The organism is Miniimonas arenae (assembly GCF_006351005.1).
GTDB classification, from domain to species: Bacteria; Actinomycetota; Actinomycetes; order Actinomycetales; family Beutenbergiaceae; genus Miniimonas; species Miniimonas arenae.
This window is the reverse complement of record NZ_VENP01000004.1, coordinates 72,689-97,454: the sequence shown is the minus strand read 5'-3', so window position 1 is coordinate 97,454 and position 24,766 is coordinate 72,689. Positions and strand designations below refer to the sequence as shown.

At 74.5% G+C, this 24,766-nt stretch carries 24 protein-coding genes and 1 pseudogene; 12 read left to right on the top strand and 13 right to left on the bottom strand.

What is annotated here, in order from left to right; translation table 11 throughout:
- Positions 1-124 precede the first annotated feature (124 nt).
- Positions 125-1,093 (top strand): 1,4-dihydroxy-2-naphthoyl-CoA synthase, encoded by a 969-nt coding sequence (locus tag FH969_RS02445; protein WP_139985856.1) that lies wholly within the window; start codon positions 125-127, stop codon positions 1,091-1,093.
- Between the two features lie 62 nt (positions 1,094-1,155).
- Here the strand turns inward: FH969_RS02445 and FH969_RS02440 are convergent, their stop codons facing one another.
- Positions 1,156-2,208 (bottom strand): DUF3048 domain-containing protein, encoded by a 1,053-nt coding sequence (locus tag FH969_RS02440; RefSeq protein WP_246071654.1) that lies wholly within the window; start codon positions 2,206-2,208, stop codon positions 1,156-1,158.
- A gap of 55 nt (positions 2,209-2,263) precedes the next feature.
- On the opposite strand from FH969_RS02440, the gene FH969_RS02435 reads away from it, so the two are divergent.
- Both FH969_RS02435 and FH969_RS02430 read left to right on the top strand, forming a co-directional pair.
- Positions 2,264-3,412 carry an AMP-binding enzyme gene (locus tag FH969_RS02435; protein WP_139985854.1) on the top strand — a complete coding sequence of 383 codons (1,149 nt, stop codon included), beginning with the start codon at positions 2,264-2,266 and terminating at the stop codon, positions 3,410-3,412.
- A 15-nt stretch (positions 3,413-3,427) separates the two neighbouring features.
- Positions 3,428-4,363 (top strand): 1,4-dihydroxy-2-naphthoate polyprenyltransferase, encoded by a 936-nt coding sequence (locus FH969_RS02430; RefSeq protein WP_139985852.1) that lies wholly within the window; start codon positions 3,428-3,430, stop codon positions 4,361-4,363.
- Positions 4,364-4,477: 114 nt separating this feature from the next.
- Here FH969_RS02430 and FH969_RS15915 read toward each other — a convergent pair.
- Positions 4,478-4,657: pseudogene (locus FH969_RS15915) on the bottom strand (DUF4229 domain-containing protein); the annotation flags it as partial.
- 42 nt (positions 4,658-4,699) lie between these two features.
- On the opposite strand from FH969_RS15915, the gene FH969_RS02420 reads away from it, so the two are divergent.
- Together FH969_RS02420 and FH969_RS02415 are read left to right on the top strand one after the other, a co-directional pair.
- Entirely contained in the window at positions 4,700-5,197 is a 498-nt protein-coding gene (locus tag FH969_RS02420) for a hypothetical protein (RefSeq protein WP_139985850.1), read from the top strand.
- Positions 5,194-5,904 carry a DUF8091 domain-containing protein gene (locus tag FH969_RS02415; RefSeq protein WP_484203790.1) on the top strand — a complete coding sequence of 237 codons (711 nt, stop codon included), beginning with the start codon at positions 5,194-5,196 and terminating at the stop codon, positions 5,902-5,904. Before FH969_RS02420 ends, FH969_RS02415 begins: the two co-directional genes overlap by 4 nt.
- A 31-nt stretch (positions 5,905-5,935) precedes the next feature.
- On the opposite strand, the gene ccsB is transcribed toward FH969_RS02415, so the two are convergent.
- The 6 genes from ccsB to FH969_RS02385 form a co-directional block, all read right to left on the bottom strand.
- Positions 5,936-6,976, bottom strand: a complete 1,041-nt coding sequence (gene ccsB / locus FH969_RS02410) for a c-type cytochrome biogenesis protein CcsB (RefSeq protein ID WP_139985848.1) — start codon at positions 6,974-6,976, stop codon at positions 5,936-5,938.
- Positions 6,973-8,763, bottom strand: coding sequence for a cytochrome c biogenesis protein ResB (resB, locus tag FH969_RS02405; protein WP_139985847.1), 1,791 nt, complete (start codon positions 8,761-8,763; stop codon positions 6,973-6,975). The genes ccsB and resB overlap by 4 nt, the downstream gene beginning before the upstream one ends.
- Entirely contained in the window at positions 8,763-9,533 is a 771-nt protein-coding gene (locus FH969_RS02400) for a cytochrome c biogenesis CcdA family protein (protein ID WP_108719119.1), read from the bottom strand. Before FH969_RS02400 ends, resB begins: the two co-directional genes overlap by 1 nt.
- Positions 9,533-10,084, bottom strand: a complete 552-nt coding sequence (locus FH969_RS02395; protein WP_108720187.1) for a TlpA family protein disulfide reductase — start codon at positions 10,082-10,084, stop codon at positions 9,533-9,535. The genes FH969_RS02400 and FH969_RS02395 overlap by 1 nt, the downstream gene beginning before the upstream one ends.
- 61 nt (positions 10,085-10,145) lie before the next feature.
- Positions 10,146-10,787: a histidine phosphatase family protein gene (locus tag FH969_RS02390; RefSeq protein WP_139985845.1), complete on the bottom strand. Its 642-nt coding sequence runs from the start codon at positions 10,785-10,787 to the stop codon at positions 10,146-10,148.
- A gap of 166 nt (positions 10,788-10,953) precedes the next feature.
- Positions 10,954-11,571: a MarR family winged helix-turn-helix transcriptional regulator gene (locus tag FH969_RS02385; RefSeq protein ID WP_108719117.1), complete on the bottom strand. Its 618-nt coding sequence runs from the start codon at positions 11,569-11,571 to the stop codon at positions 10,954-10,956.
- A 131-nt stretch (positions 11,572-11,702) separates the two neighbouring features.
- Between FH969_RS02385 and FH969_RS02380 the strand changes: the two genes are divergently transcribed.
- On the top strand, positions 11,703-12,236 hold the full coding sequence (locus FH969_RS02380; RefSeq protein ID WP_139985843.1) for a YceI family protein: 534 nt from the start codon (positions 11,703-11,705) through the stop codon (positions 12,234-12,236).
- Between the two features lie 181 nt (positions 12,237-12,417).
- Here FH969_RS02380 and FH969_RS02375 read toward each other — a convergent pair whose 3' ends face one another.
- Complete coding sequence (locus FH969_RS02375; RefSeq protein WP_108719115.1) at positions 12,418-12,660, bottom strand: glutaredoxin family protein; 243 nt, start codon at positions 12,658-12,660, stop codon at positions 12,418-12,420.
- Between the two features lie 146 nt (positions 12,661-12,806).
- On the opposite strand from FH969_RS02375, the gene FH969_RS02370 reads away from it, so the two are divergent.
- A complete protein-coding gene (locus tag FH969_RS02370) occupies positions 12,807-14,348 on the top strand; it encodes a UDP-N-acetylglucosamine 1-carboxyvinyltransferase (protein WP_139985841.1) in 1,542 nt (513 codons plus the stop codon).
- A 100-nt stretch (positions 14,349-14,448) separates the two neighbouring features.
- On the opposite strand, the gene FH969_RS02365 is transcribed toward FH969_RS02370, so the two are convergent.
- The 3 genes from FH969_RS02365 to FH969_RS02355 form a co-directional block, all read right to left on the bottom strand.
- On the bottom strand, positions 14,449-14,547 hold the full coding sequence (locus FH969_RS02365) for a 30S ribosomal protein bS22 (protein WP_003792170.1): 99 nt from the start codon (positions 14,545-14,547) through the stop codon (positions 14,449-14,451).
- Between the two features lie 112 nt (positions 14,548-14,659).
- Positions 14,660-15,856, bottom strand: coding sequence for an acetoin utilization protein AcuC (locus FH969_RS02360; RefSeq protein WP_246071653.1), 1,197 nt, complete (start codon positions 15,854-15,856; stop codon positions 14,660-14,662).
- A gap of 365 nt (positions 15,857-16,221) precedes the next feature.
- Positions 16,222-17,493 carry an alpha-amylase family protein gene (locus tag FH969_RS02355; RefSeq protein ID WP_108719113.1) on the bottom strand — a complete coding sequence of 424 codons (1,272 nt, stop codon included), beginning with the start codon at positions 17,491-17,493 and terminating at the stop codon, positions 16,222-16,224.
- A gap of 118 nt (positions 17,494-17,611) precedes the next feature.
- On the opposite strand from FH969_RS02355, the gene FH969_RS02350 reads away from it, so the two are divergent.
- From FH969_RS02350 to FH969_RS02340, 3 genes are read left to right on the top strand one after another with little or no spacing between them, the layout of a single operon-like run.
- Positions 17,612-18,223 carry a TetR/AcrR family transcriptional regulator gene (locus FH969_RS02350; RefSeq protein WP_159096535.1) on the top strand — a complete coding sequence of 204 codons (612 nt, stop codon included), beginning with the start codon at positions 17,612-17,614 and terminating at the stop codon, positions 18,221-18,223.
- 3 nt (positions 18,224-18,226) lie between these two features.
- Positions 18,227-19,597, top strand: coding sequence for a TrkH family potassium uptake protein (locus tag FH969_RS02345; protein WP_108719111.1), 1,371 nt, complete (start codon positions 18,227-18,229; stop codon positions 19,595-19,597).
- A gap of 1 nt (position 19,598) precedes the next feature.
- On the top strand, positions 19,599-20,288 hold the full coding sequence (locus FH969_RS02340; protein WP_139985839.1) for a potassium channel family protein: 690 nt from the start codon (positions 19,599-19,601) through the stop codon (positions 20,286-20,288).
- Between the two features lie 87 nt (positions 20,289-20,375).
- Here the strand turns inward: FH969_RS02340 and FH969_RS02335 are convergent, their stop codons facing one another.
- Positions 20,376-22,226, bottom strand: a complete 1,851-nt coding sequence (locus tag FH969_RS02335; RefSeq protein ID WP_180359630.1) for a protein kinase domain-containing protein — start codon at positions 22,224-22,226, stop codon at positions 20,376-20,378.
- A 322-nt stretch (positions 22,227-22,548) separates the two neighbouring features.
- Here FH969_RS02335 and FH969_RS02330 point away from each other — a divergent pair, with 322 nt between their 5' ends.
- Entirely contained in the window at positions 22,549-23,925 is a 1,377-nt protein-coding gene (locus FH969_RS02330) for an alpha,alpha-trehalose-phosphate synthase (UDP-forming) (RefSeq protein WP_180359631.1), read from the top strand.
- Positions 23,918-24,763, top strand: a complete 846-nt coding sequence (gene otsB / locus FH969_RS02325) for a trehalose-phosphatase (protein WP_139985834.1) — start codon at positions 23,918-23,920, stop codon at positions 24,761-24,763. Before FH969_RS02330 ends, otsB begins: the two co-directional genes overlap by 8 nt.
- The last annotated feature ends 3 nt before the right edge of the window (positions 24,764-24,766 follow it).

Below are 24,766 nucleotides of genomic sequence, written 5' to 3'. Positions count from 1 at the left end.
TCGACCTGGGCGGGTGATGTCGGGGGTTGTCCATCCCTCCATTCGACGGCATCGGCGGCACGCTGCGCAACCGCGCCGACCCGAGCGCGACCGGGCCGGGTGCGGCGCTGGGTAGGTTGGCCGCGTGACCGACCAGCTGCCGACCCGCGTCTCCGACACCTTCGACCCGAGCCGCTGGCGCGTCGTCGAGGGGTTCGACCTCACGGACGTCACCTACCACCGGGGCGTGGACCGCTCGGGCGGGACGGTGCGCGACCTGCCCGTCGTGCGGATCGCGTTCGACCGCCCCGAGGTGCGCAACGCGTTCCGCCCGCACACCGTCGACGAGCTGTACCGCGTCCTCGACCACGCCCGGATGACCTCCGACGTGGGCACCGTCATCCTCACCGGCAACGGCCCGTCGCCGAAGGACGGCGGCTACGCCTTCTGCTCGGGCGGGGACCAGCGCGTGCGCGGCCGAGACGGCTACCGCTACGCCGTGACGGACGACGGCGGAGCGCCCGTGGGCGAGACGCGGGAGTCGGTCGACCCCGCCCGGGCCGGGCGCCTGCACATCCTCGAGGTGCAGCGACTGATGCGCACGATGCCCAAGGTGGTGCTCGCCGTCGTGAACGGGTGGGCCGCCGGCGGCGGGCACTCGCTGTTCGTCGTCGCGGACCTCGCGATCGCGAGCCGCGAGCACGCCGCGTTCATGCAGACCGACGCGAACGTCGGGTCGTTCGACGCGGGCTACGGCTCGGCGCTCCTGGCGCGGCAGGTGGGCCAGAAGCGCGCGCGGGAGATCTTCTTCCTCGCGCGGCGCTACAGCGCCGAGGACGCCGAGCGGTGGGGCGCGATCAACGAGGCCGTGGACCACGCCCGCCTGGAGGACGTGGCGCTGGAGTACGCCGCGACGATCGCGACCAAGTCACCGCAGGCGATCCGGATGCTCAAGTACGCGTTCAACCTCGCCGACGACGGCCTGGCCGGGCAGCAGGTCTTCGCGGGCGAGGCCACGCGGCTGGCGTACATGACGGACGAGGCCGCCGAGGGCCGCGACGCGTTCCTCGAGCGGCGCGACCCGGACTGGTCGGGCTTCCCGCACTACTACTGAGGCCCGCGGAGCCCCCACCGGGGCACCACCAGGCCACCGCGCCGTCCTGCGCAGCGCCGGGCTCAGCTGATCGTGACGTTCCCGCCGGCGTTCGGCACGAGCTCCACCCAGCTGTTGCCCGGGGCCAGCAGGATCGGCGTGCCGTCCTCCGCGGTGAGGACCACGGGGTCCTTCGTCCCGCCCTTGGACCACGTGCCCTTGACCGCCTTGCCGCCGCCGAGGACCCAGACCTCACCGGTCCCCTCGAGCACCGTCTCGGGCACCGGGGCGCCGGCCGGGTCGACCGTGCCGGTGTCGCGCACGTCGACCCGCATGATCACGACGTTCGTCGCCGAGAGCCGGACGCCGTCGGCCGAGATCGCGGCGTCGCCGATCTCGTTGCGCACCCACTTCCCGGTTCCGGCGTCCCAGTCCCAGCTCGGCTTCGCGGCCGGGAAGGTCGCGTCCACGTGGCTGGCGGGGGCGCCGGCGACCTCGGCGGAGGACTCGGCCGCGGTGGGCGCGAACACGAACTGCTGTGGCGGCGGGGCGGTGCGCTGGCCGTCGTCGGCCGCGTAGAAGTCGGCCATCGTGCCGTAGACGTTGTGCGGCGCGCGGCGGTCGCTCGCGCGGTACATCCCGTCCGCGCCCTCGTCGTTGCTCAGCACCTGCAGCCCGGCGTCGCGCATCTCCTGGACGAAGCCGCCCTGCCCGCCGGAGAACACGATCATCCCGCCGAGCGGCCCGGCGATCGCGGCGTCCATCGGACGCACCGAGCGGATCGGGCCGACGGTCGTCGGGATCGTGGAGTGGAACACCGCGTTGAACCGCGTCTCGCCCCCCTCGACCATCTGCTCCCAGACGACGTCCGCCTGCTCGAGCCCGATCTGGGGGCGCGCCTGGCGGGAGTTCTCGATCTTCACCGAGATCGCCGGCCGCACCTCCTGGCCGCCCTCGACACCGGTGAGCGGCCACGTGGGCGGGATCACGGGCGCGGGCGCCGCAGCCTTGTCGACCACGACGACCGGCGGCACGGTGGTCGCGGGGTCGGTCGGCCGCACCTGTTCCGCGGGGCCGCTGCACGCGGCCAGCAGAAGCGCGCCCACGGCGGCGAGGGCGCTGATCGGAAGTCTCACTCGCACGGCGCCCACTGTGCCACGGCGCTCGCGCCGCGCCTCCTAGGCTGGCCGCGTGCCTTCGTTCTCCGCGCCCGGTTCGGCGCACCGGGCGGACGGCCTGTCCGACGGCGAGCTCACGGCCGCGCTGGACGGGGACCGTCCGCTCGTGCTCGGGGACGCGGAGGTGGCCGCGCCCGGCACCGGTGCCCGTGGCCTCGCCCGCGCCCTCGGGGCCGCCGCGCTCGTGCCCACGTCGGGCTCGACGTCGGGCGTTCCCCGGGTCGTGGCGCTCACGACGGCGAACCTGCGCGCCTCCGCGAACGCGACGCACGAACGCCTCGGCGGCGCCGGGGCGTGGCTGCTCACGGTGCCGGACACGCACGTCGCGGGCCTCATGGTGCGGGTCCGCGCCCACCTGGCCGGGACACCGGTCGTCCACGCCGACGGCCCGTTCCGCCCCGAGGGTCTCGTCGCGGGGGTCCGGCGGCTCGCGGCGGTGGCGCCGGGCGGGCGCCGCTACGTCTCCCTCGTGCCCACCCAGCTGCGCCGGGTGCTCGCCGACCCGGCCGCCACCGAGGCGCTCGCCACGTTCGACACCGTCCTCGTCGGCGGCGCGGCCACGCCACCGCCCCTGCTCGACGCCGCGCACGCGGCGGGCGTCCGCGCCGTCACCACGTACGGCATGACCGAGACCGCGGGCGGGTGCGTGTACGACGGCGAGCCCCTGCGCGACGTCGACGTGCGACTCGGCGCCGACCAGCGCGTGCTGATCGACGCGCCCCAGGTCGCCCTCGGCTACGTCGCCGGAGGCGTCCTCGAGCCGTTCGACGGCACGTTCGCGACGGCGGACCGCGGCCTCCTCGCGGACGGTCGCCTGTGCGTGCTGGGCCGGCTCGACGACGTGCTCGTCTCGGGCGGCGTCAACGTGGACCCCGCGCAGGTCGAGGCCGTCGTGGCCGGGCTCGACGGCGTGGCCGAGGTCGCCGTCGTCGGCGTGCCCGACCCGGAGTGGGGACAGGCGGTCGTCGCCGTGGTGGTCCCGACGACCCCGACCCCCGGAGACCGCAGGGACCTCGCGGAGGCGGTGCGCGCCGTCGTGCGCTCGTCGCTGCCGCCGGGCTGGGTGCCGCGCCGCGTCCTGGTGCGCGATTCGCTCCCCCTGCGCGGACCGGGCAAGATCGACCGCCGGGGCCTGGCGGCCGAGCTCGCCGACCCCGCCTGACGAGAGGGGACGCGGATGGCCACGGCCAAGGACTGGGTCGAGGGCGCGCGACCGAAGACGCTGCCGGCGGCGATCGCGCCGGTCCTCGCGGGGACCGGGGCCGCGGCGGGCGTCGGCGGGTTCGACGGCGTCGCCGCGGTGCTGTGCGCGCTGCTCGCGCTCGCGCTGCAGGTCGCCGTCAACTTCGCCAACGACTACTCCGACGGCGTGCGCGGCACCGACGACGTGCGCACCGGGCCGATGCGGCTCGTCGGCTCGGGCGCCGCGACGGCCGGGCAGGTCAAGCGCGCGGCGCTGCTCACCGGCGCCGTGGCGGCCCTGCTCGGGGTGGCGCTGTGCGCGTGGACGGGGCGGTGGTGGCTGCTCGCCGTCGGCGCGGCGTGCCTCGTGGCCGCGTGGGGCTACACCGGGGGCCGGCGACCGTACGGCTACCTGGGCCTCGGCGAGGTCATGGTGTTCGTGTTCTTCGGGCTCGTCGCGACGGCGGGCACCACGTACGCCCAGGCCGGCACCGTGACGGTCGGCACCTGGTGCGCGGCCGTGGCGGTCGGGTCGCTCGCGTGCGCGCTGCTCATGGCCAACAACCTGCGCGACCGCGCGGAGGATGCGGTCGTGGGCAAGCGCACGCTCGCGGTGCGCCTCGGCGAGGACCGCTCGCGCCGCGTGTTCGGCGCGATGGTGCTCCTGCCCTACCCCGCGGCCGCGGTCGCGGCGCTGGCCGGGCTCGGCACGCCGGGTCTGCCGATGGCGCTCGCGCCGCTGCTCGTGCTGACGTCCCTACCGGTCGCGCTCGCGCTCGCCCGGCTCGTCCGGCACGGCGTCGCCGGTCCTGCGCTCATCGGCGTGCTGCGCGACGTCGGTCGGCTCGAGCTCATGGTGGCCGTCGCGTTCGCGCTCGGGCTGTGGTGGGGCGGCAGCGGCGGCTTCGGCAGCGGGTTCGGGGTCGGCTGAGTCGGGGCCGGCCGAGACGGGGCCGACTGAGTCGGGGCCGGCCGAGTCGACCACCGCGTCCTCGACCGACTCGTCCACCCCGGCGACCAACGGCTTCGCGGGACGGTTCGCCCGCTCGGCGAGCGCCCGGGCCGCCGCGTCGCGTGGACGCGCGAGCAGCAGGTAGGACACCGCCGCGGCCACGATCACCGACACGAGCAGCCACACCCAGCCACGCAGACCGACGAGGTACAGCACCGCGAGGCTGGCGACGAGGGTGAGCAGACGCAGCAGCGAGTAGCGCAGGAGGGGCACCGAGCCAGGGTAGTTCTCTGCCCGGCGACGTACCCTGAGGAGATGATCCGCCTGCTGATGTTCCTGGCTGTGACGGCGGCGGTGGTCTACGGCCTGGTGTGGCTCTCCCTCCGGCTCCGCGCCCGCGGCGCCGAGCCCACGCCGAGCCGCCCCGCACCGGACGACGACCCCGAGTTCCTCGCCGAGCTCGACCGTCGGCTGCGCCAGCAGCGCCGCGAACGGGCGCGCGCCGAGCAGGCTGCCGCCGAGCGCGGGTCCCGGACGGACGCGACGCACGACGGCGAGGCCGACCACGCGGGCACGGCGGGCACGACCGACGCGCCCGGCACCACCGGCACGGCGCACGCGTCCGGGACGGCAGGCGCGACGGGCACGGCAGACGCGACGGGCACGACGGACCCCGGCGAGGCGGACCGCGCGGACCGCGCGGACCGCGCCGACCACCCGGGCCACCCCGGCCACCCGGGCCGGCCCGACGACGACGCCACCGGCACCGCCCCCGGCGCGACCGGCGGCGACCCCCGCCCCGGAGTGTCCTGACGGGCGGCATCGGGGAGCTCGCCGAGAGCCCGCTGCACGCCGCGCTCAAGCGCGAGCTCGCGGGTCCGGGGTCGCGGTTCGAGGTGCCCGTGCAGCGCTGGGTGATCGACCTGGTGCGCGCCGACGGCGAGCTCGTCGAGGTCCAGACCGGCGGCTTCGGTCCGCTCGGCGACAAGCTCGACGCCCTGCTCGACACGCACCGGATGCGCATCGTGCACCCCGTGCCGGCTCGGCGCTGGGTGGTGCGGACCGACGCCGACGGACGCGTCCTCTCCCGCCGCCGCTCACCCCGACCCGCGGCCGCCACCGACCTGTTCCACCCGCTCGTCGCGATCCCCACGCTCCTGGGCCACCCGCACCTCGTCGTCGAGGTGCTGCTCGTGGAGGAGGAGCACGTGCGCGGCCCCGCGCCGGTCCGCACCTGCCGGCGGCGCCGCGACCCCGGCGAGCGCCGGCTCGTCGGGATCCTGGACCGGCACGAGCTGCGCGAGCCCGAGGACGTCCTCGCCCTCCTCGGCCCTCGCCTGCCCGCCGGCGAGTTCACGACGGCGGAGCTCGCCGTCGCCCTGTCCGTCCCCCTGGTCCTCGCGCAGCGCATCGCGTTCTGCCTGCGCTACCTCGAGCTGGCCGAGCAGGTGGGGCGCCGCGGGCACGCGCCGCTGTACCGGCGCTCCAGGACGGCTCCCGCTGCGCGACCGCCCTTCTGACCGTCCGAACCGGCTGCTCGGAACCGGCGGGTCAGACTCCGGAGTAGCTGTGCAGCGAGCTGAAGAAGAAGTTCACGACGTAGTAGTTCACGAGGATCGAGACGAACCCGATGATCGAGAACCAGGCGGCCCGCCGGCCCTCCCAGCCGCGCGTGGAGCGGGCGTGCAGGTAGGCGGCGTAGACCACCCAGATCACAAAGCTCCAGACCTCCTTGGGGTCCCAGCCCCAGAAGCGGCCCCAGGCGTGCTCGGCCCAGATCGACCCGGAGATCAGCACGAAGGTCCACAGCACGAACCCCACGGCGTTGATCCGGTAGGACAGCCGCTCGAGCGAGTCCGCCGTCGGCAGCTTGGCCGCGAGACGTCCCGCGGTGCCGCGGTGCTCGGCCCGGTCCTTGACCAGCTGCAGGACCGAGGTCGTCGCGGCGACGGCGAACACACCCATCGCGCTGGAGGCGATCGACACGTGGATCGCGAGCCAGTAGCTCTGCAGGGCGGGCTGCACGGCGGCCGGGTCGGTGTAGAGCACCGTGAGCGCGAGGAAGAGCGCCAGCACCGCGAGCAGCGAGATGAAGGTCCCGAGGTAGCGCACGTCGCGGCGCCGCTGAATGCCGAGGAACAGTGCGCTCGCCACGAACACCGCGACCATCGTGAACTCGTACATGTTCGCCCACGGCACGCGCCCGGCGGCAATGCCGCGCAGCACGATCCCGATGAGCAGGAACAGCGCACCGAGCACGAAGGTCGACATCCCGATGGCGGCGGCCCGACGGCGAACCTGCGTCGGCCCCGCGGCGTCACCCGAGCCCGTGGCCGGCTCGGCCGCACCGCCCGCGTTCGTCCTCGCCGCGCCGTTCACCGGCGTCGCGGGAGGCAGCGCGGCCGCGTCGGCGGTCGCGCTCCCGGCTGCCTCGGCGGGCGCACCGGCCGCGACGAGCTGCGGCTCGCGGACCCGGGACGGCGCGCTCGCGACGCGACGCGAGAGGTCGATCGCGAAGGTGACCGTGGCGATGAGGTAGCACGTCATCGCTGCCGTGACGAGGTAGAGGCTGAGCTGGCCGAGCTCGGTCATGCGGTGCTCCCAGGGGACTGCGTCGGCGGGGCGTCCCCCGAGCCGGGCCCGCTGCGCAGCGGCGTCAGCACGCGCTGCAGCTCACGGTCCAGGCCGGGGTCGTCGCCACGCGCGAGCGCGGCGGCGGTGACCACTGTACGGCCCGCGTCATCCGCGCCGACACGGACGAACACGCGCCGACGCGGCAGGAACAGCGAGCCCGCCAGCCCGCCCAGCGCGAGCAGCGCGAACGTGAGGACGAAGCCGAGCGTCGGGTCGTAGCGCAGGTCGAGCCCGACGTAGCGGGGCAGGTCCTCGAACGTGATCGTCCCGAGCCCGTCGGGCAGGTCCACGGTCTCCCCCGGGCGGACGACCACGCGCACGGGCTCGGTCGTCTCGGTGCCGTCGTCCGCCGTCGTCTGCTGCGTCACCTGGGTGAGTCCGTCGGTGTCGAGCTGGTAGACGTTCTGGGGCACGCCGTCGTCCAGGCCGAGGTCGCCGGACCAGACGTCGAGCACGAGCGCCGGGTCGTCGGGGTAGGGCGAGATCGAGAACGCGTTGGCGTCCGCGTCCACGACCGCCGTGGGCAGGAGCCAGCCGTTGAGGCCGATCTGCGTGCCCGTCGTCGTGTCCGCGACTTTGATGACGCCGCGGGACTCGTACGTCGCGTCGTTCTGCGGGATGAACGGGACGGCGCCGGAGAACGCAAGCGCGCCGCTGGCGTCGCGCACCTGCACCCGCGGCGCGAACCCGTTGCCCATGAGGTAGACGTTCGCGCCGCCGACCCGCAGCGGGTGGTTCACCTTGATCGTCGCGGCCGTGGGCTCGCCGTCGGGCTCGGTCACGGTGACGGACGCGGTGAAGTCCTTCGCGGCGCCGGTCGTCTCGTCGAACTCGGCGGTGAAAGAGTCCAGCTGCATCCGGAACGGGTCGAGGGAGTCCGCCGCGAACCACGTGCCGGCGTCGAAGGAGTCGTAGGCGATCCGTGAGTTCGCGAACGTCTCCCCCTCGACCACGATGACCTGCCCGCGGTAGTGCACGAGCGAGCCGTACGCCACCGAGACGAGCAGGCCCACGAGCGCGAGGTGGAACGTGATGTTGCCGGCCTCACGCAGGTAGCCGCGCTCGGCCGACAGCGTGACGACGCCCCTGGCCTCCTCGCGCCGCACGCGGTAGGGCTTCAGCGCCGTCGTCGCGGAGGCCACGACGTCGTCGCGCGTGCTCGTCGTGACGAACGCGTCCCGCACCGGGAACCGCGAGAAGCGGCGCGGCGCCCGGGGCGGCGGCTCCCGCAGGGTGCGCACGTGATCGATCGCCCGCGGCACGATGCAGCCCACGAGGCTCACGAACAGCAGCAGGTACACGGCCGCGAACCACGGCGAGGCGTAGACGTCGAAGAGGCCGAACCGCTCGAGCACGGGCGCGAGGTCGGGGTGGTCAAGGTAGTACTGCGCCACCTTCTCCGGCGTCTGCGGCCGCTGCGGGAAGAACGCACCGGGCAGCGCCGCGACGGCGAGCAGCAGCAGGAGCAGCAGCGCCACGCGCATCGACGTGAGCTGGCGCCACATCCACCGCAGCCACTCGCGGGCGCCCCACCGGGCGAGCTGGTCGCCCGTGGCGGTCGCGGTCGGGGTCAAGGTCGCGGTGGCGGTGTTGCTTGCAGGGGCAGACGGCGCTGCCGTGGCCGAGGCGCGCGCCGCCTCGCCGTCGCGAGCCTCGCCGTCGCGGGCTGCGCCGTCGGGCGTGCCGTCCTCGCCCGACTCCTCCACCTCCGGCTCGCCGGCCAGTCCCTCGGGGCGGTAGCGCATCACACCACCGTCCCGTACTGCGCCACCCACGAGCCCACGACGCCGATGAGTCGCCCCCACAGCCCGGTCACCAGCGCGAGACCCACCAGCACCAGCAGCGCGCCGCCGATCCGCATGATCGCGAGGCGGTGCTCGCGCAGGAACCGCATGGCCCGCGCCGAACGCCGGAACGCCAGTGCGATGAGGACGAACGGCAGCCCGAGACCCGCGCAGTAGGCCAGCGCGAGGATCGCACCGCGCGCGGGCGAGCCGGTGGGCAGCGCGAGGATCGTGATCGCCGCGAGCGTGGGGCCGATGCACGGCGCCCAGCCGAACCCGAACGTCACGCCGAGCAGCGCCGCGCCGCCGATGCCGGCGCGCGGGCCGACGTGCACGCGGGCCTCCCGCTGCAGCCACGGCAGCCAGCCGAGGAACGCCAGACCCATGAGGATCACGACGACGCCGAGCACGCGCATCACGACGTCGAGCCACGGCGTGAGCGCGGCGCCCACCTGCACGAAGACGAGTCCGAGCGCGACGAACACCACGGAGAAGCCCGCGACGAACGCCAGCACGCCGGCCAGCAGGCGGCCCCGCGCGGCGCCGGTGACCTGGCCGAGGTCCTGACCCGTCATCCCGCTCACGTACCCGAGGTAGCCGGGCACGAGCGGCAGCACGCACGGCGAGGCGAACGACACGAAGCCCGCGAGGAGCGCGACCGGGAGTGCCACGAGCAGCGGCCCGTTCAGCACGGTCTGGGCGAAGGCGTCGCCGATGCCGCTGAGGTCCATCAGCTCTCGGCGAGCGTGTCGTCGATGAGCCCGCGCAACGTCTTCCCGTCGGCGAGCCCCATGATCCGCGCGGCCGGCCGACCCTCGCGGTCGAGCACGACCGTGGTGGGGTAGGCGCTGAGCGGCACCACGCCCTCGAGCGCGGCGACGGCAGTGGCCGAGGAGTCCTGCAGGCTCGGGTACCCGACGCCGAAGCTCTCGTTGAAGGCCTCGACCCGGGCGGCGTCGTCGCGCGCGTTCACGCCGAGCACCTGCACGCCCTGGCCGGTGTAGTCGGTCGCGATCGCCGCGAGGTCGGGCGCCTCGACGCGGCACGGCGGGCAGTCGGCGTACCAGAAGTTGAGGACCACCACCTCCCCGCGCCAGTCGGCGAGGTCGACGGCCTGGCCGTCGAAGGTCTCCCCGGTCAGCTCGATCGCGTTCTGGCGGTCGGCCGGGGCCCAGGTGGTGAAGGAGCCGTCGCCCGCGTCGTAGCCCGCGTCCGCCACGGCCGGGGTGTCCGACCCCTGGGCCGAGCAGCCGACGAGGCCGCCGGCGAGGAGAGCGCCCACGGCAAGCGCGGCGAGCGCCGCCCCGCGCGGGTGTGCCGTTCGCCCGGCACGGGCCGTGCGGCTACGCACCGGGCACCGAGGAGGCACCGGGCAGGAGCGCGGCGGCGGGCTCGGCGTAGTCGTGCCCGACGAGGCGCGCGTCCTCGAACGTGAGGGAGGTGACGGACGCCAGCGAGCACTCCCGCGAGCGGGGGTCGTGCCACAGCGGCCGGCCCTGCAGCGAGCGTCGGACGGCCCAGATCGGCGACTGGTGCGAGACGAGCACGGCCTCGTGGCCGTCGGCCAGTCGGCGCGCGTCGGCGATCGCGGCGAACATGCGGTCGCGCTGCTCGGTGAACGGTTCGCCCCACGACGGCCGCAGCGGGTTCCACAGGTGCCGCAGCACCGACGGCGTCAGGAGCTCCCGGCCGCCCGCACCGGCGAGTCGGCGGCCCTCCAGCAGGTTGGCGGCCTCGATGAGGCGCTCGTCGGTCTCGACGTCGAGCGCGAGGGTCGCGGCGATCGGCGCCGCGGTCTCCTGCGCACGCTGAAGCGGGGAGGAGATGACGTGCGTCACGTCCGCGCCCGCGAACGCCTGGGCGACCGCATCGGCCATCGCGGCGCCCCGCTCGGACAGGCGGTAGCCGTCGAGCCTGCCGTAGAGCACGCCGTCCGGGTTGTGGACCTCCCCGTGGCGCACGAGATGGACGATGGTGCGGGACATGCTCCCTAGTGTCGCAGACGTCCCTGGGTGCTCCGGCCGGGTCGCTCCGGCCCGGTCGCTCACGGCTGCAGCACTCATGCCGAGCGCAGGGCGACGCACCGAGCGAGGACCCGACCGGTGTCGTTCCCGAGCGCGGGCCACCCAGCCACCCGGGTGGTCCGGTGCGCTAGCAGCCGGCGTTCCTGCCACTCCCACCGTCGACGCCGGCACCCTCGGCCCAGGCACCCTCAGTCCCAGCACCCTCACCTCCAGCACCCTCGGCCCCACCCGGCAACGCGTCGATCCCCGCGGCCTCGAGCACGGCGCGCATCGCGCCGCCGAGGTCGCGCAGCTGCTGCGCCGAGAGCACGTCGACGAGCCGGGCCCGCACCGAGGCCACGTGACCGGGCGCCGCCTCCTCGAGGCGACGCATGCCGCGCTCGGTGAGAGCGGCCTCGACCCCGCGGCCGTCCTTCGCCGCGGGGCGGCGGGCCACGAGCCCGGCGCTCTCGAGCCGCGCGACGGTGTGCGTGACGCGGCTGCGAGAGTGCGCCACCGAGTCGGCGAGCTCGGACATCCGCACGCGGTGCTCCGGGGCCTCGGACAGCCGCACGAGCAGCTCGTACTCCGCCATCGACAGCCCGCTCGCCGTCTCCAGGTCGGCCGAGAGCGCGCGCATGAGGAACGAAGCCCCCACGATGGTCGCGCGCCAGTCGCGCTGCTGCTCGGCGGTGAGCCACCGCGGCTCACCCGCCGTTCCCGACGCGCTCACCGGCGCTTCCTCGCCGTCGCGCGGGGTGTTCATGAGCCGATGGTACGGAGGTGGCGAGCCGTCTCGGTGCGCGATCCGCTCGCCGCGATTACTTGTCGAGACAAGCACATCTGTGATAGAAGTTGAGTGTTCAACCAACCAGACGTCTCACCTTGGAGCACCTCATGGGCATCCCCACCGGCACGTACGCCATCGACGCCTCGCACAGCGAGGTGGCCTTCACCATCCGTCACGCGGGCATCGCCAAGGTGCGCGGGCGCTTCACCGAGTTCTCGGGCGCCGTCGTCGTGGCCGACAACCCGGCCGACTCCACCGCGAACGCGACCATCGTCGCGAGCAGCGTGGACACCGGCAACGCGCAGCGCGACGGCCACCTGCAGTCCTCGGACTTCTTCAGCGTCGAGACCAACCCCGAGTGGACCTTCACCTCGACCGGCTTCGCCGGCGCGGGCGAGGACTTCACGCTCAGCGGCGACCTCACGGTCAACGGCATCACCAAGCCGGTCGAGCTCGAGGTCGAGTACAACGGCGCCGGCGCCGACGCGTACGGCAACGAGCGCATCGGCTTCTCGGCCAGCACCGAGATCTCCCGGACCGACTTCGACATCACCTGGAACGCGCCGCTGGAGGCGGGCGGCGTGCTGCTCGGTGACAAGGTGAAGATCCTCATCGAGGTCTCGGCCGTCAAGCAGGCCTGACCGCGCTGCGCCCGAAGGCGCGACAGCACCGCCGTGAGGGGCGGGTCCCGCGGGACCCGCCCCTCACGCGTGTCCGGACGTTCGCCGTCGCGCACGACGGCGAGCCGACGGCGCGGCACCCTGACCCGGCGTACGCCGTCACCGCGCGCGCACGACGGCGAGCTCGCCCCGCCCGGCCGCCTCACCCCCGCAGGGCCGCCAGCACCCGGGTGGCGTCCAGGCGCCAGTGCCCGCGCTCCGCGCCGTCGACGAGCACGACGGGCACGAGCTCGCCCCACGCCTCCTGCAGCTGGGGTGACGCGTCGACGTCGACGCTCACCCACCGCTCGCCGCTCGCCTGCGCGACCTGGCCGAGCACCTCGTGGGCCTCGGCGCAGAGGTGGCAGCCGGCGCGCTCCAGCAGGATGATCCGCACGTCGCTCATGACCACAGTCTGCGGCAGAACGCAACCCCTGCCCGAGCCCGGCACCTGGTCGCATAGATCACCCGGCGCATGAACTTTCCCCGCGACACGCAGGATCTTCACATCCTGCCGCGCAGATATCTCACCCGGTGGTTACGATCGTCCCCATGACGACGACACTCGGCGACACCCCCCTCGTGGCGATCGGCACGCTCATCCGCGGCGCGCGCCAGAACAAGGGCCTCACGCAGGCCCAGCTCGCCGAACGACTGTCCACCTCGCAGAGCGCGATCGCCCGCATCGAGCAGGGCAGCCAGAACCTCTCGGTCGACATGCTCGCCCGCATCAACGCTGCACTCGAGGCCGACCTGCTCCCGATCTCCTCCTCCCCCCGCCCCACGCACCTGCGGGTGAGCGGTGGGCACCGGCTCTCGGGCACCATCACCGTCAACTCCTCCAAGAACGCGGCCGTCGCCCTGCTGTGCGCCTCGCTGCTCAACCGCGGTCGCACCGTCCTGCGCGGCGTCGCGCGGATCGTGGAGGTCGACCGGATCGTCGCGGTGCTGCAGTCGATCGGCGTCCAGGTGACGTGGTCCCAGGACGGCCGCGACCTCGAGATCATCCGCCCGGCGGACCTCGACCTCTCGGGGATCGACGACGACGCCGCGCGCCGCACCCGCAGCATCATCATGTTCTTCGGCCCGCTGCTCGGCCAGGAGCCGACGTTCGAGCTCCCCTACGCCGGCGGCTGCGACCTCGGCACGCGCACGGTCGAGCCGCACATGATCGCGCTGCGCCCGTTCGGGCTGGACGTCACGGCCACCTCGGGCGAGTACCACGCTCGCGTGGCGAAGGACACGGGCGCGCCCGTCTACGTCGTCCTCACCGAGCGCGGCGACACGGTCACGGAGAACGCGCTCATGGCGGCGGCCGGCCGGGACGGCGAGACCGTCATCCGCAACGCCTCGCCCAACTACATGGTCCAGGACCTGTGCTTCTACCTCGAGCTGCTCGGCGTCTCGATCGAGGGCATCGGCACCACGACGCTCCGGGTGCGCGGACGCCGCGTGATCGAGGCGGACGTGGAGTACCACGTGAGCGAGGACCCGGTCGAGGCGATGAGCCTGCTCACCGCCGGCATCGTGACCGGCTCGGAGATCACCGTGGCGCGCGTCCCGATCGAGTTCATGGAGATCGAGCTCGCCGTGCTCGGCGAGATGGGGCTGCGCTACACGCTCTCGCCCGAGTACACCGCGCTCAACGGCCGCACCAGGCTCGTCGACATCACGGTCTCGCCGAGCGACCTCAAGGCGCCGATCGACAAGATCCACCCGATGCCGTTCCCCGGGCTCAACATCGACAACCTGCCGTTCTTCGCGCTGATCGCGGCGTGCGCCACGGGCCACACCACGATCCACGACTGGGTGTACGACAACCGCGCCATCCACCTCACCGACCTGACCCGGCTGGGCGCCGACGTGCGCCTGCTCGACCCGCACCGCCTCGACGTCACGGGCCCGACCCGCTGGTCCGGCGCCGAGGTGAGCTGCCCGCCCGCGCTGCGGCCCGCCGTCGTGATCCTGCTCGCGATGATGGCCGCCAAGGGGACGAGCGTGCTGCGCGGGGTCGACATCATCGCGCGGGGCTACGAGCAGCTGGCCGACCGGCTCATCGAGCTGGGTGCGCACATCGAGACGTTCCGGGACTGAGGGCGGTGCCGGGGCGCCCACGGGCGTCCCGGCACTCCGGACGCACGAAGGGCCGCCACCCGATCGGGTGGCGGCCCTTCACCGCGTCAGCGGACGCGACTCACTTCTTGTTGCGACGCTGGTGGCGCGTCTTGCGCAGCAGCTTGCGGTGCTTCTTCTTGGCCATCCGCTTGCGGCGCTTCTTGATGACGGAACCCATGGTTCACCTCGCTCGTTGATCGGATCGGGTCTCCACCGCGACGTGGAGCCCATCGATGAGCGTCGCGTGGAACGAAATCCCGGACAGTCTACTCCCGCGCCGAGCCGCGCGCTCACCAGCTCGGGTCCAGGCCGTGCAGCGGAAACACCGCGGTCCGGGTGGCGAGGATCGTGCGGTCGACGTCGTCGGCCGGGTCGTACCCCTCGGCGAACCGCTTGAGCTCCACCGCGAGACCGTCGCTCCAGTGCTGCGGCGCCGCGATCCGCAGCCGGCTCTCGACCTCCTCGACCCAGGCCCGTGGCAGCTCGGCGTCCAGGTCGGGCGCGGCGCCGGCGGCGATCGCGGTGAGCCCCGCCCAGACCCGCGGCACCACCTCGACGACGGTGTAGCCCCCGCCGCCCGTCGCGATCCACCGGTTCCCGGCGTGCGCGGAGGCGAGGTCGCGCATGAGCGCGGCGGCGGCGAGCTGGTGGTCCACGCTGACGCGCAGGTTCGTCATCGGGTCACCCATGTGGGAGTCCGCGCCGTGCTGGCTGACGAGCACGTCGGGCGCGAACTCCGCGAGGAGCGGGGCCACGATCGCCTCGACGGCGCGCAGCCACGCGTTCCCCCGCGTGCGCGCCGGGAGCGCGACGTTCACGGCGTAGCCCTCCGCGCCGCTGCCGCCGACGTCGGAGGCGAATCCCGTGCCGGGGAACAGCGTGAGGCCCGACTCGTGGACCGAGATCGTGAGGACCCGGGGGTCGTCCCAGAATGCGCGCTCCACGCCGTCGCCGTGGTGCGCGTCGAGGTCGACGTAGGCCACCCGCTCGGCGCCCTGCGCGAGCAGCCAGCGGATCGAGACGGCGACGTCGTTGTAGACGCAGAACCCCGACGCGCGGTCCGGCATCGCGTGGTGCATCCCGCCCGCGACGCTCACGGCGTGCGGCCCGGCTCCCGACCACACCCAGCGCGCGGCCGCGAGCGTGGAGCCGACGGTCCGCGCCGCGGCGGCGTGCATCTCGGGGAACATCGGGGTGTCCTCGGTGCCGATGCCGCGGGCCTCGTCGGGCTCGCCGCGCGCCCCGGCCTTGACGGCCTCGACGAACGCGGGGTCGTGCACCAGCGTGAGCAGGTCGTCGTCGACGTCCTCGACGCCGATCTCGACGACGTCCGGCAGCGCGAGCGCGCGCACGAGGTCGCGGGTGAGCTCGATCCGCACGGGCGCCATCGGATGGCCGGGGCCGAAGTCGTACCAGAGGAGGTCGTCGGACCACACGAACGCGGTCGGCCCGTCGGGGGCACGGTGAGCGCGGGGGGCCTCCGCCACGTCCTCACCTCCCTGTCCGACGCGCTCACCCTAGTGCGCACCCAGGCCCGGGAAGGGCGCTTCGGCCGGCGGGAGCTCCGGGCCGGCGCACGGCGCGCGATGTCAGCGATCTGTGCCGCACCCACGCGCGATGCCAGCGATCTGTGCCGCACCCACGCGCGATGCCAGCGATTCGTAGCGGCTTTCGACGCCCACCCGGCACGAATCGCTGGGTCCGCCCGCTCGACCGGGACACATCGCTGGCTCCACCGCACTAACCGGCACACATCGCTGGCGTCGGCTGGGGTCGGCCGGCGTCGGCCGGGGTCGTCTGGCGTCGTCTGGCGTCGTCTGGCGTCGGCCGACCAGCCGCATCCGAACCGGCGTCAGACCGACCCGTGCGTCCCCACGCGGACGAGCTCCTCGCCGTCGGGCGTGCGCACGCTCGCGGTGACGCCACCCTCGCCGGTGAGCGTGAGCTCGACGTCGAGCGCGCCGCCGTCCGCCGCGCTGCGGTAGACGAGCCGGTCGGCGGCAACGTCGAGCACCTGCGTGCGCGCACGCACGAGCCACGGGTGCCGCCGGCGCAGCGCGACGAGCGCGTGGTAGGCGCGCCAGAGCATCGGGTCGGAGCCCGCGACGCCCGGCAGGTAGGCCGGGTCGGCGGGCAGCGCGGGCCGCACCGCGTCGTCACCGCCGAGGCGGTCCTCCTTGACGCCGCGCCAGCCGAGCTCGTCGCCGTAGTACACGGTCGGCACGCCACCAAGCGTCATCAGCACGGCGGCCGCGACGGCGGCGCCGTCGGAGCCGACCTGGGAGGCGATCCGCGTGACGTCGTGGTTGCCCACGAACGTCGCGGGGACGAAGGAGTCCAGCAGCGCGTCGTGCCGGCGCAGCGTCCAGTCCAGCTCGTGCGGGTTGCGCGAGGCGAGCGAGGACCAGGTCGCCTTCCACAGCTCGTACTCCGTGACGGAGTCGATGCCGGAGTCGCGCACGTACGCCGCGTAGTCGCCGTGGATCATCTCCCCGACGATCCACGCGTCCGGGTGCGCCGCGCGCACCCGGGGCAGCACCGCCGCCCAGAACGCGGGGTCGACGGCGTAGGCCGCGTCCAGCCGCCAGCCGTCGGCGCCCGCATCGAGCCAGTGCATCATGACCTCGGCGACGTAGTCCTGCACCGCCGGGCTGGAGTGGTCGAGCGCGACGAGCGAGCCGTGGCCCTCGAAGTCGGCGAACCTCGGGCCGTCCGGCGCGTCCCAGTCGATCCGGAACCAGCCGGCGACCTCGCCGTCGGGACCCTCGGCCAGCGCACGGCGGGCCAGCGGGTGCTCGCGCGAGACGTGGTTGAAGACGCCGTCGAGCAGGAGCCGCACACCGCGGTCGCGGCACGCCGCCACGAGCGCGTCGAAGTCGGCGCGGGTACCCAGCCGCGGGTCGATCGCGAGATGGTCGAGGGTGTCGTAGCCGTGCGTCGCGGAGGCGAACACGGGCCCGAGCGCGAGGCCGTTGAGCCCGAGCTCCACGACGTGGTCCAGGTACCGGGCGACGTGCGCGAGCCCCTCCCCCGGGCCCGCGGGCACGTGGGGCCCCCGCACGTCCCGTCCGTCGATCCCGAGCGGGTAGACCTGCCACCACAGGGCGTGATCGATCCACGACATCGCCTTCTCCTTACCGAGCGCTTACTGAGCCTGACTCAACGACGCTCACGATACCTCGTTGAGCCAGACTCAACAAGGGGGTGGGAGCGCGCGCGACACACGGTCTATGGTGAGCGACGTGACGGACGGGCCCGGGGAACGCCGTCGGCGCCTCGCCCCCGAGGAACGACGCGCCGGCATCGTGGCAGCAGCAGCAGCGGCGTTCGACCAGGAGTCCTTCGACCGCGTCGCGGTCGCCGACGTCGCTCGGGCCGCGGGCACCTCCGAGGCGCTCGTCTACCACTACTTCCCCTCCAAGGCCGACCTGTACGCCGGCGCCGTCGGCGCACGGCTCGGGCACCTCGGCGACGCGGCCGAGGCCGCGGTGGCCGCACTCGGCCGCGACGCCTCCGCGCGCGACCAGGTGCGCGCCGTCGTGCTCGCCCACCTGGACCACGTCGCGAAATACCCCGCCGCGTGGGCGGGCGGCCTCGACGGCGTGGGCGCCGAGCCGCCGGGCGGCGTGGCCATCCGCGAGGCGGCGCGCCAGCGGCGGCTCGACCTCCTCGCCGAGCTGCTGCTCCCGGACCCCCGGCCCGAGCGGCACTACGCGCTCGCCGGGCACGTCGCGCAGGTCGACGGGCTCTCGCGCGACTGGGTGCGCCGCGGCCGCCCCGAGGAGGAGCGCGCCAGCATCGTCACCGTCGCGCTCGGCGCGCTGCAGGGCGCGCTCGGCGACTGGGGGCGGTGAGCCATGGAGCTGCCCACCCCCATGGTCGCCGCACGCGACCTCGTCGACCGCATCGCCCGGCGCTCGCCGGCGCGGCTCGCCGTCGCCGTCTTCGCCACCGTGGTCGCCGTCGTCACGCTGCTGCTGTTCCAACCGGCCGCGACCGCCTCGGGCGAGCGCCCGACGCTCGTCGAGGCGTTCTTCACCGCGACGTCCGCGGTGTGCGTCACGGGACTCACGGTGGTCGACACCGCGACGTTCTGGTCGCCGTTCGGGCAGGCGGTCATCCTCGTGGCGATCAAGGTGGGCGGCCTCGGCGTGATGACGCTCGCCTCGATCCTCGGCCTCGCCGTGTCGCGGCGGATCGGCCTGACCCAGCGGCTGCTCACCGCGAGCGAGACGAAGACGAACCGGCTCGGCGAGGTCGGGGGGCTCATCCGCGCCGTCATCGTCGCCTCGGTGACGCTCGAGGTGGCCCTCGCGCTCATCCTTTTCCCGCGGTTCCTCACGCTCGGCGTCCCGGTCGGTCGCTCGGCGTGGGAGGCCGTGTTCCTCGCGGTCTCGATCTTCAACAACGCCGGGTTCGTCATCATGCCGGAGGGCATGTACCCCTACGTGGGGGACTGGTGGATGTGCCTGCCGATCGTGGTCGGCACGTTCGTCGGGGCGATCGGCTTCCCCGTGATCCTCAACGTGTGGGTGAACCGCCACTCGCTGCACCGCGTCGCGCTGCACACGCGCCTCACCGTCGTCACCAGCGCGCTGCTGGTCGCGCTCGGCACCCTGTTCATCGGCGCGTTCGAGTGGTTCAACACGAAGACCTTCGGCCTCCTGCCCGTCGGCGACCGCATCCTCGCCTCGCTGGTCGCCGGGGTGACGCCGCGCTCGTCGGGGTTCTCCACCGTCCCGATCGGCGACATGCGCGAGGCGACCTGGTTCCTCACCGACGCCCTCATGTTCGTCGGCGGCGGCAGCGCGTCGACGGCGGGCGGCATCAAGGTGACGACGCTCGCCGTGATGGTGCTCGCGATCGTCGCCGAGGCCCGCGGCGATCGCGACGTCGAGGCGTTCGGCCGGCGCATCGACCCACCGACGCTGCGGCTCGCCGTCGCGGTCGCGTTCATCGGCGCGACGCTGGTCGGGATCGCGACCCTGCTCCTGCTCACGATGACCGACCTCACCCTCGACGTCATCCTGTTCGAGGTGATCTCCGCGTTCGCGACCTGCGGACTGTCCACCGGCATCACGCACACGCTCCCCGAGGGTGCCCAGGTCACCCTGGCAGTGTTGATGTTCTTCGGCCGCACCGGCACGATGACGCTCGCCGCCGCCCTCGCCCTGCGCAACCGCCGCCGGGTCATCCGGCTGCCCGAAGAGAGGCCGATCATTGGCTGACATGCCGTACCAGCCCGAGACCCCCCGCAAGCGCCAGGAGGTGGACCCCGAGGCGGTCCTCGTGGTGGGGCTGGGCCGGTTCGGCAGCGCCCTCGCCACGACGCTGGACTCCCTGGACCGCCGCGTGCTCGCCGTCGAGCGCGACCCCGACCTCATCCGCACCTGGTCGGGCCGGCTGCCGCTCGTCGAGGCCGACGCGACCAACCCCGAGGCGCTCGAGCAGCTCGGGGCGCGCGAGTTCCACACCGTCGTCGTCGGCGTCGGCACCGCACTCGAGGCGAGCGTCCTCATCACCGGCAACCTCGTGGACCTGGAGATCCCGCAGATCTGGGCCAAGGCGATCTCTGCCGCGCACGGGCGGATCCTGCGCCGCATCGGCGCGCACCACGTGGTCTACCCCGAGTACGACGCCGGGCAGCGCGTCGCGCACCTCGTCTCGGGCAAGATGCTCGACTTCATCGAGATGGAGGACGGCTTCGCGATCGTCAAGATGCGCCCGCCGCGCGAGCTGCACGGGTTCACGGTGGCGCAGGCTGCGGTGCGCAAGCGCTACGGCGTGACGATCATCGGGGTCAAGGCGCCCGGCGTGCCGTTCCAGTACGCGCTCGACGACACCCGGATCGACGCCGAGGACGTGCTCATCGTCTCGGGCGACGCCACGCTGCTCGAACGGTTCGCCGCTCGCCCGTAGGCGGCGTGCGCGCCCGGGGCCCGACGGCGAGCAGCAGCTTCGCGCGCCCGCTCGCCCTCGCGGGCGGCACAGGCGCGAGGGCGCGCGCTACGGCTGCGGCGGGGTCGGCAGCGGCCACCAGCTCGCCGCGCCGACCAGCCCGAGCACGAGCAGCACGACGACGGCGACGGCGAGCAGCGCCACCCACACCCGCGTCGCCGTGGGGCCCGGCGCCGCGACCCACCAGAACGCCCGCGCCCCGGTCCGCGTGGGCTGGGCCACGGGGACCCACCACGCCGCAGTCAGGCCCGCGGCAAGCGCGACCGGGGCGACGAACGGCCCGAGGTCGTCCGGCACGTTCCCGACGAGGTCCGTCGTCACGAGGGTCGTCCCGATCCACCACGTGCTCGACGTGACCACCGTGCCGATGAGCAGGGGCAGCAGCGCGGTGAGGGCACCGAGCGGGAGCAGCGGCAGCGCCCACCCGGCGGCCACCCAGCCGTCCGAGCGCCGCGGCCCCGCGGCCAGTCGCCGCCGTCGTGTGCGGCGCTCCATCAGTCCGAGCGTGGTGAGCAGCACGAACGCCCCCGCGGTGGTGACCACCGCGAGTCCCGGCCAGCGCGACGCGAGGGCCGCGGCCGCGGCACCCGAGAGCGTGACGAGTCCCGCGCGGGGCGGCGGTGGTGCGGCCCAGGGCGGCGGCGCCGCGGGCGCGAGCCCGGGCTGCGCGCCGTACCCGCCGGCGCGCGGGTCCGGCGCCAGCGGCAGTGTGGTCTCGGGGACCGATGACGGCGAGGCGGCCGCGGGCTCGGCGCGTCCGAGCGGACGGGGCGGATAGCTCACGGTCGCGGCCGTCGCCTGGCCCGCCGCTCCGCCTCCCGGGCCGCTCGCGCCCGGTGCCCCGCCCGTCGTGGCACCGGCCGCGGTCCCGCCCGAGGCCGCGCCGGACCGTCGGGCCCGCACCCGGGCCCAGACCCCGCCGGCCGTGGGCTCGACCGGCGCAGCCGCTCCAGCCGCTCCGGTCGATCCGGCGGCCTCAGCCGGCTCGGCGGGCTCAGCCGACCCCTGCGCAGGCGAGCCCGTCGGCCCGACCGCAAGCCTCGCCGTCAGGCGCGGCGGAACCGCCGGGACGACCACGGTGGCCTGCGGCGGCAGCGTGGGCAGCCCCTCCGCGCTGAGCTCGAGCACGTCGAGCAGCGCCTGGGGGTCCGGCCGTGCGGCGGGCTCGACCGCGAGCGCCGCGCGGAACGCCGCGGCCACCCCCGGGTCGAGCCCCTCGACGTCCGGGGCGCCGGAGGTCATCCGGGCGATCACCGCCTCCATCCGGCCGCGCCCGAACGGGGGCCGGCCGGTCGCCGCGAACAGCAGCACGGCCGCCCAGCCGTACCAGTCGCCCGCGCGGTCGGGGGCGCCGCCGGCGATGGAGGCGGGGTCGAGGTAGCCGGGCGTGCCGGTGACGAACCCGGTGTGGGTGAGCCGCGCGTCGTCGAGCAGCTGGGCGATCCCGAAGTCGATGAGCACGGGCCCGTCGTAGGTGACCATGACGTTGCCGGGCTTGATGTCGCGGTGCAGCAGCCCGACGGCGTGCACGCCGCGCACCGCGTCGGCGAGGCCGACCGCGAGCGGGTGCAGGTCGACCGGGTCGAACGCGCCCTCGCTCGCCACGGACTCCTCGAGGCTGATGCCGTCGACGAGCTCGGTCGCGATGAACGCGACCTCGTCGTCGATCTCGGCGTCCAGCACGCGCGAGACGCGGGCGCCCTTGAGCCGGTGCAGGTTCGCGACCTCGCGCGCGAGCCGGGCGCGCGAGTCGGGGTCGGCGTTCACCCCGGGGTGCAGCAGCTTGAGCGCGACGACGACGCCCGCGCCGTCGCGCGCCTCCCACACCGTTCCCATGCCGCCCGAGCCGAGGCGGCGCACGAGGGTGTACCCCGCGACGACGTCTCCCTGGCCGGCCACGTCCGTCAACCTAACGCGGACCCGGCCGCGGGGCCGGGACCGCACGCCGTCGAGGCGATGCCCCGCGGTCACGGCGGGCACGCTTCCTCCCCCGATGCTCGCCCGCGCGACCGCCTGGGGACCGCCCGCGCGACCGCCCTCGCGACCGCGCCGAGCGTTCACCCGGGCGTGTCTGCCGCCCGGCGGCAGGCTCCCGTACGGTGGAACGGTGAACTCCGCCGAGCCGACCGACCGCCCCGCCGCCCCGCCGACCGAGCCGGAGCACGACGCGCCGGACGACGGCGCGGACCTCGTCGTCGTCGCCAACCGGCTCCCGGTGGACATGACGGTGGAGAGCGACGGCACCCGCACGTTCACCCGTTCCCCCGGCGGCCTCGTGACGGCGCTCGCGCCGCTCATGCGCAAGGAGGACGGCGCCTGGGTCGGCTGGGTCGGGACGCCCGACGTCGAGCTCGAGCCGTTCGAGGAGGACAGCATCGACATCGTCCCGGTGACGCTGTCGGCCGACGAGGTGGAGCTGTACTACGAGGGCTTCGCCAACGGCACGCTCTGGCCGCTCCTGCACGACGCCGTCGTCGATCCCGAGTTCCACCGCACCTGGTGGAACGCCTACGTGGCCGTGAACCGGCGCTTCGCCCGCCGCGCGGCCGAGGTCGCCGCACCGGGCGCCACCGTGTGGGTGCAGGACTACCAGCTGCTGCTCGTGCCGAACCTCCTGCGCGCACTGCGGCCGGACCTGCGGATCGGCTTCTTCCTGCACATCCCGTTCCCCCCGGTGGAGATCTTCGCGCAGCTGCCGTGGCGCAAGCAGGTCCTCGAGGGCCTGCTGGGCGCCGATCTCATCGGGACCCAGCGCGCGAGCGACGCGGGCAACGTGCTGCGGGCCATCCGTCGCCTCACCGACGTCACCACGCGCGGCCAGGTCGTCACGGTCGGCTCGCGCTGGACGCGCCCCGAGCGGCACGTGCGCGTCGCGGCGTTCCCGATCTCGATCGACACGGCGGCGATCGCCGAGCTCGCCGCGACGCCGGAGATCGAGCAGCGCGCCCGGCAGATCCGCCACGACCTGGGTGACCCGGACGTCATGCTGCTCGGGGTGGACCGGCTCGACTACACCAAGGGCATCCGGCACCGCCTCAAGGCGTTCGGCGAGCTGCTCGCCGACGGCAAGGTCGCCGCGCCGGACGTCACGCTCGTCCAGGTCGCCTCGCCGTCGCGCGAGGCGGTCGAGCGCTACAAGGTGCTGCGCGACGAGGTCGAGGTGACCGTCGGGCGGATCAACGGCGACCACGGCGCCCTCGGCCGCGCCGCGATCCACTACCTGCACCACTCCTACCCGCTGGAGGAGATGGTCGCGATGTACCGCGCGGCGGACGTCATGCTCGTCACCGCGCTGCGCGACGGGATGAACCTCGTGGCCAAGGAGTACGTCGCGGCGCGCGTGGACCTCGACGGCGTTCTCGTGCTCTCAGAGTTCGCGGGCGCGGCGGACGAGCTGACCCAGGCGGTCATCGTCAACCCGCACGACATCGACGGCATGAAGAGCGCCATCCTCGAGGCGATCGGGATGAACCCGCGCGAGCGCCGCCGTCGGATGCGCGCGCTGCGCCGCAAGGTGGTCGACTCGGACGTCCAGCACTGGGCCTCCTCCTTCCTCGGCACGCTGCAGGCGATGCCGCGCCGGGACACGCATGTCTGACGCACCCGGTGCACCCGCCCCGCTCGAGGTGCACGACGGCGAGCAGGACGACGCGCTCGCGCTCGCCGTCGCGCGCCTCGCCCCCGCGAGGCACGTGCTGGTGGCCCTCGACTTCGACGGCACCCTCGCCCCGTTCGCCGACGACCCGATGGCCGTGCGTCCCGTGGCGGGCGCCGCTCAGGTGCTCGACGGCGTCGCTCGCGGCGCGCGCAGCACGCTCGCGCTGGTCTCCGGCCGCCGGCTCGCGGACCTGGCGCGGCTCGCGTCCCCGCCGCCCGGCACGCTGCTCGCCGGCAGCCACGGCGCGCAGGTCGGCCGGATCGACGCGGACGGCGCGCTCGTCACCGAGCCCGACGAGCGCACCGAGGCGGAGGAGCAGCTGCTCGCGATGCTGACCGCCGACCTCGAGGCGATCGTGGCCGGCGCCCCCGGCGCGTGGATCGAGGAGAAGGCGTTCGCCCGCGTGCTGCACACGCGCCGGTGCGCACCGGCCGAGGCCGAGCGCGCGACCCGCGCCGCGGTCGACGGCCCCGCAGCCCGCCCGGACGTGCACCCCATCGTCGGCAAGGCGGTCGTCGAGCTCGGCGTGCGCGCCACGACGAAGGCTGACGCCGTCGCACGGCTGCGCGCCCAGGCCGCAGCCGACGCCGACCTGCCCGAGGCGAGCGTCGCCGTCGTGTTCGCGGGCGACGACACCACCGACGAGACCGCGCTCGCCTCGCTCGGCCCGGCCGACCTGGGGATCAAGGTGGGCGACGGCGAGACGGCCGCCGCGATCCGGGTCCCGGACGAGGCCGGCGTGGTGGCGTTGCTGCACGGGCTCGCGGCCGCCCTCTGAGCG

What these genes read in the sequence shown, in the direction of transcription:
- FH969_RS02430 (WP_139985852.1), top strand. Translation starts at nt 3,428, where the DNA reads ATGGCCACGGCCAAGGACTGGGTCGAGGGCGCGCGACCGAAGACGCTG.
- FH969_RS02420 (WP_139985850.1), top strand. Translation starts at nt 4,700, where the DNA reads ATGATCCGCCTGCTGATGTTCCTGGCTGTGACGGCGGCGGTGGTCTAC.
- ccsB (WP_139985848.1), bottom strand. Translation starts at nt 6,976, where the DNA reads ATGACCGAGCTCGGCCAGCTCAGCCTCTACCTCGTCACGGCAGCGATG.
- resB (WP_139985847.1), bottom strand. Translation starts at nt 8,763, where the DNA reads ATGCGCTACCGCCCCGAGGGACTGGCCGGCGAGCCGGAGGTGGAGGAG.
- FH969_RS02400 (WP_108719119.1), bottom strand. Translation starts at nt 9,533, where the DNA reads ATGGACCTCAGCGGCATCGGCGACGCCTTCGCCCAGACCGTGCTGAAC.
- FH969_RS02390 (WP_139985845.1), bottom strand. Translation starts at nt 10,787, where the DNA reads ATGTCCCGCACCATCGTCCATCTCGTGCGCCACGGGGAGGTCCACAAC.
- FH969_RS02385 (WP_108719117.1), bottom strand. Translation starts at nt 11,571, where the DNA reads ATGAACACCCCGCGCGACGGCGAGGAAGCGCCGGTGAGCGCGTCGGGA.
- FH969_RS02380 (WP_139985843.1), top strand. Translation starts at nt 11,703, where the DNA reads ATGGGCATCCCCACCGGCACGTACGCCATCGACGCCTCGCACAGCGAG.
- FH969_RS02375 (WP_108719115.1), bottom strand. Translation starts at nt 12,660, where the DNA reads ATGAGCGACGTGCGGATCATCCTGCTGGAGCGCGCCGGCTGCCACCTC.
- FH969_RS02370 (WP_139985841.1), top strand. Translation starts at nt 12,807, where the DNA reads ATGACGACGACACTCGGCGACACCCCCCTCGTGGCGATCGGCACGCTC.
- FH969_RS02365 (WP_003792170.1), bottom strand. Translation starts at nt 14,547, where the DNA reads ATGGGTTCCGTCATCAAGAAGCGCCGCAAGCGGATGGCCAAGAAGAAG.
- FH969_RS02355 (WP_108719113.1), bottom strand. Translation starts at nt 17,493, where the DNA reads ATGTCGTGGATCGATCACGCCCTGTGGTGGCAGGTCTACCCGCTCGGG.
- FH969_RS02345 (WP_108719111.1), top strand. Translation starts at nt 18,227, where the DNA reads ATGGAGCTGCCCACCCCCATGGTCGCCGCACGCGACCTCGTCGACCGC.
- FH969_RS02340 (WP_139985839.1), top strand. Translation starts at nt 19,599, where the DNA reads ATGCCGTACCAGCCCGAGACCCCCCGCAAGCGCCAGGAGGTGGACCCC.
- FH969_RS02330 (WP_180359631.1), top strand. Translation starts at nt 22,549, where the DNA reads ATGACGGTGGAGAGCGACGGCACCCGCACGTTCACCCGTTCCCCCGGC.
- otsB (WP_139985834.1), top strand. Translation starts at nt 23,918, where the DNA reads ATGTCTGACGCACCCGGTGCACCCGCCCCGCTCGAGGTGCACGACGGC.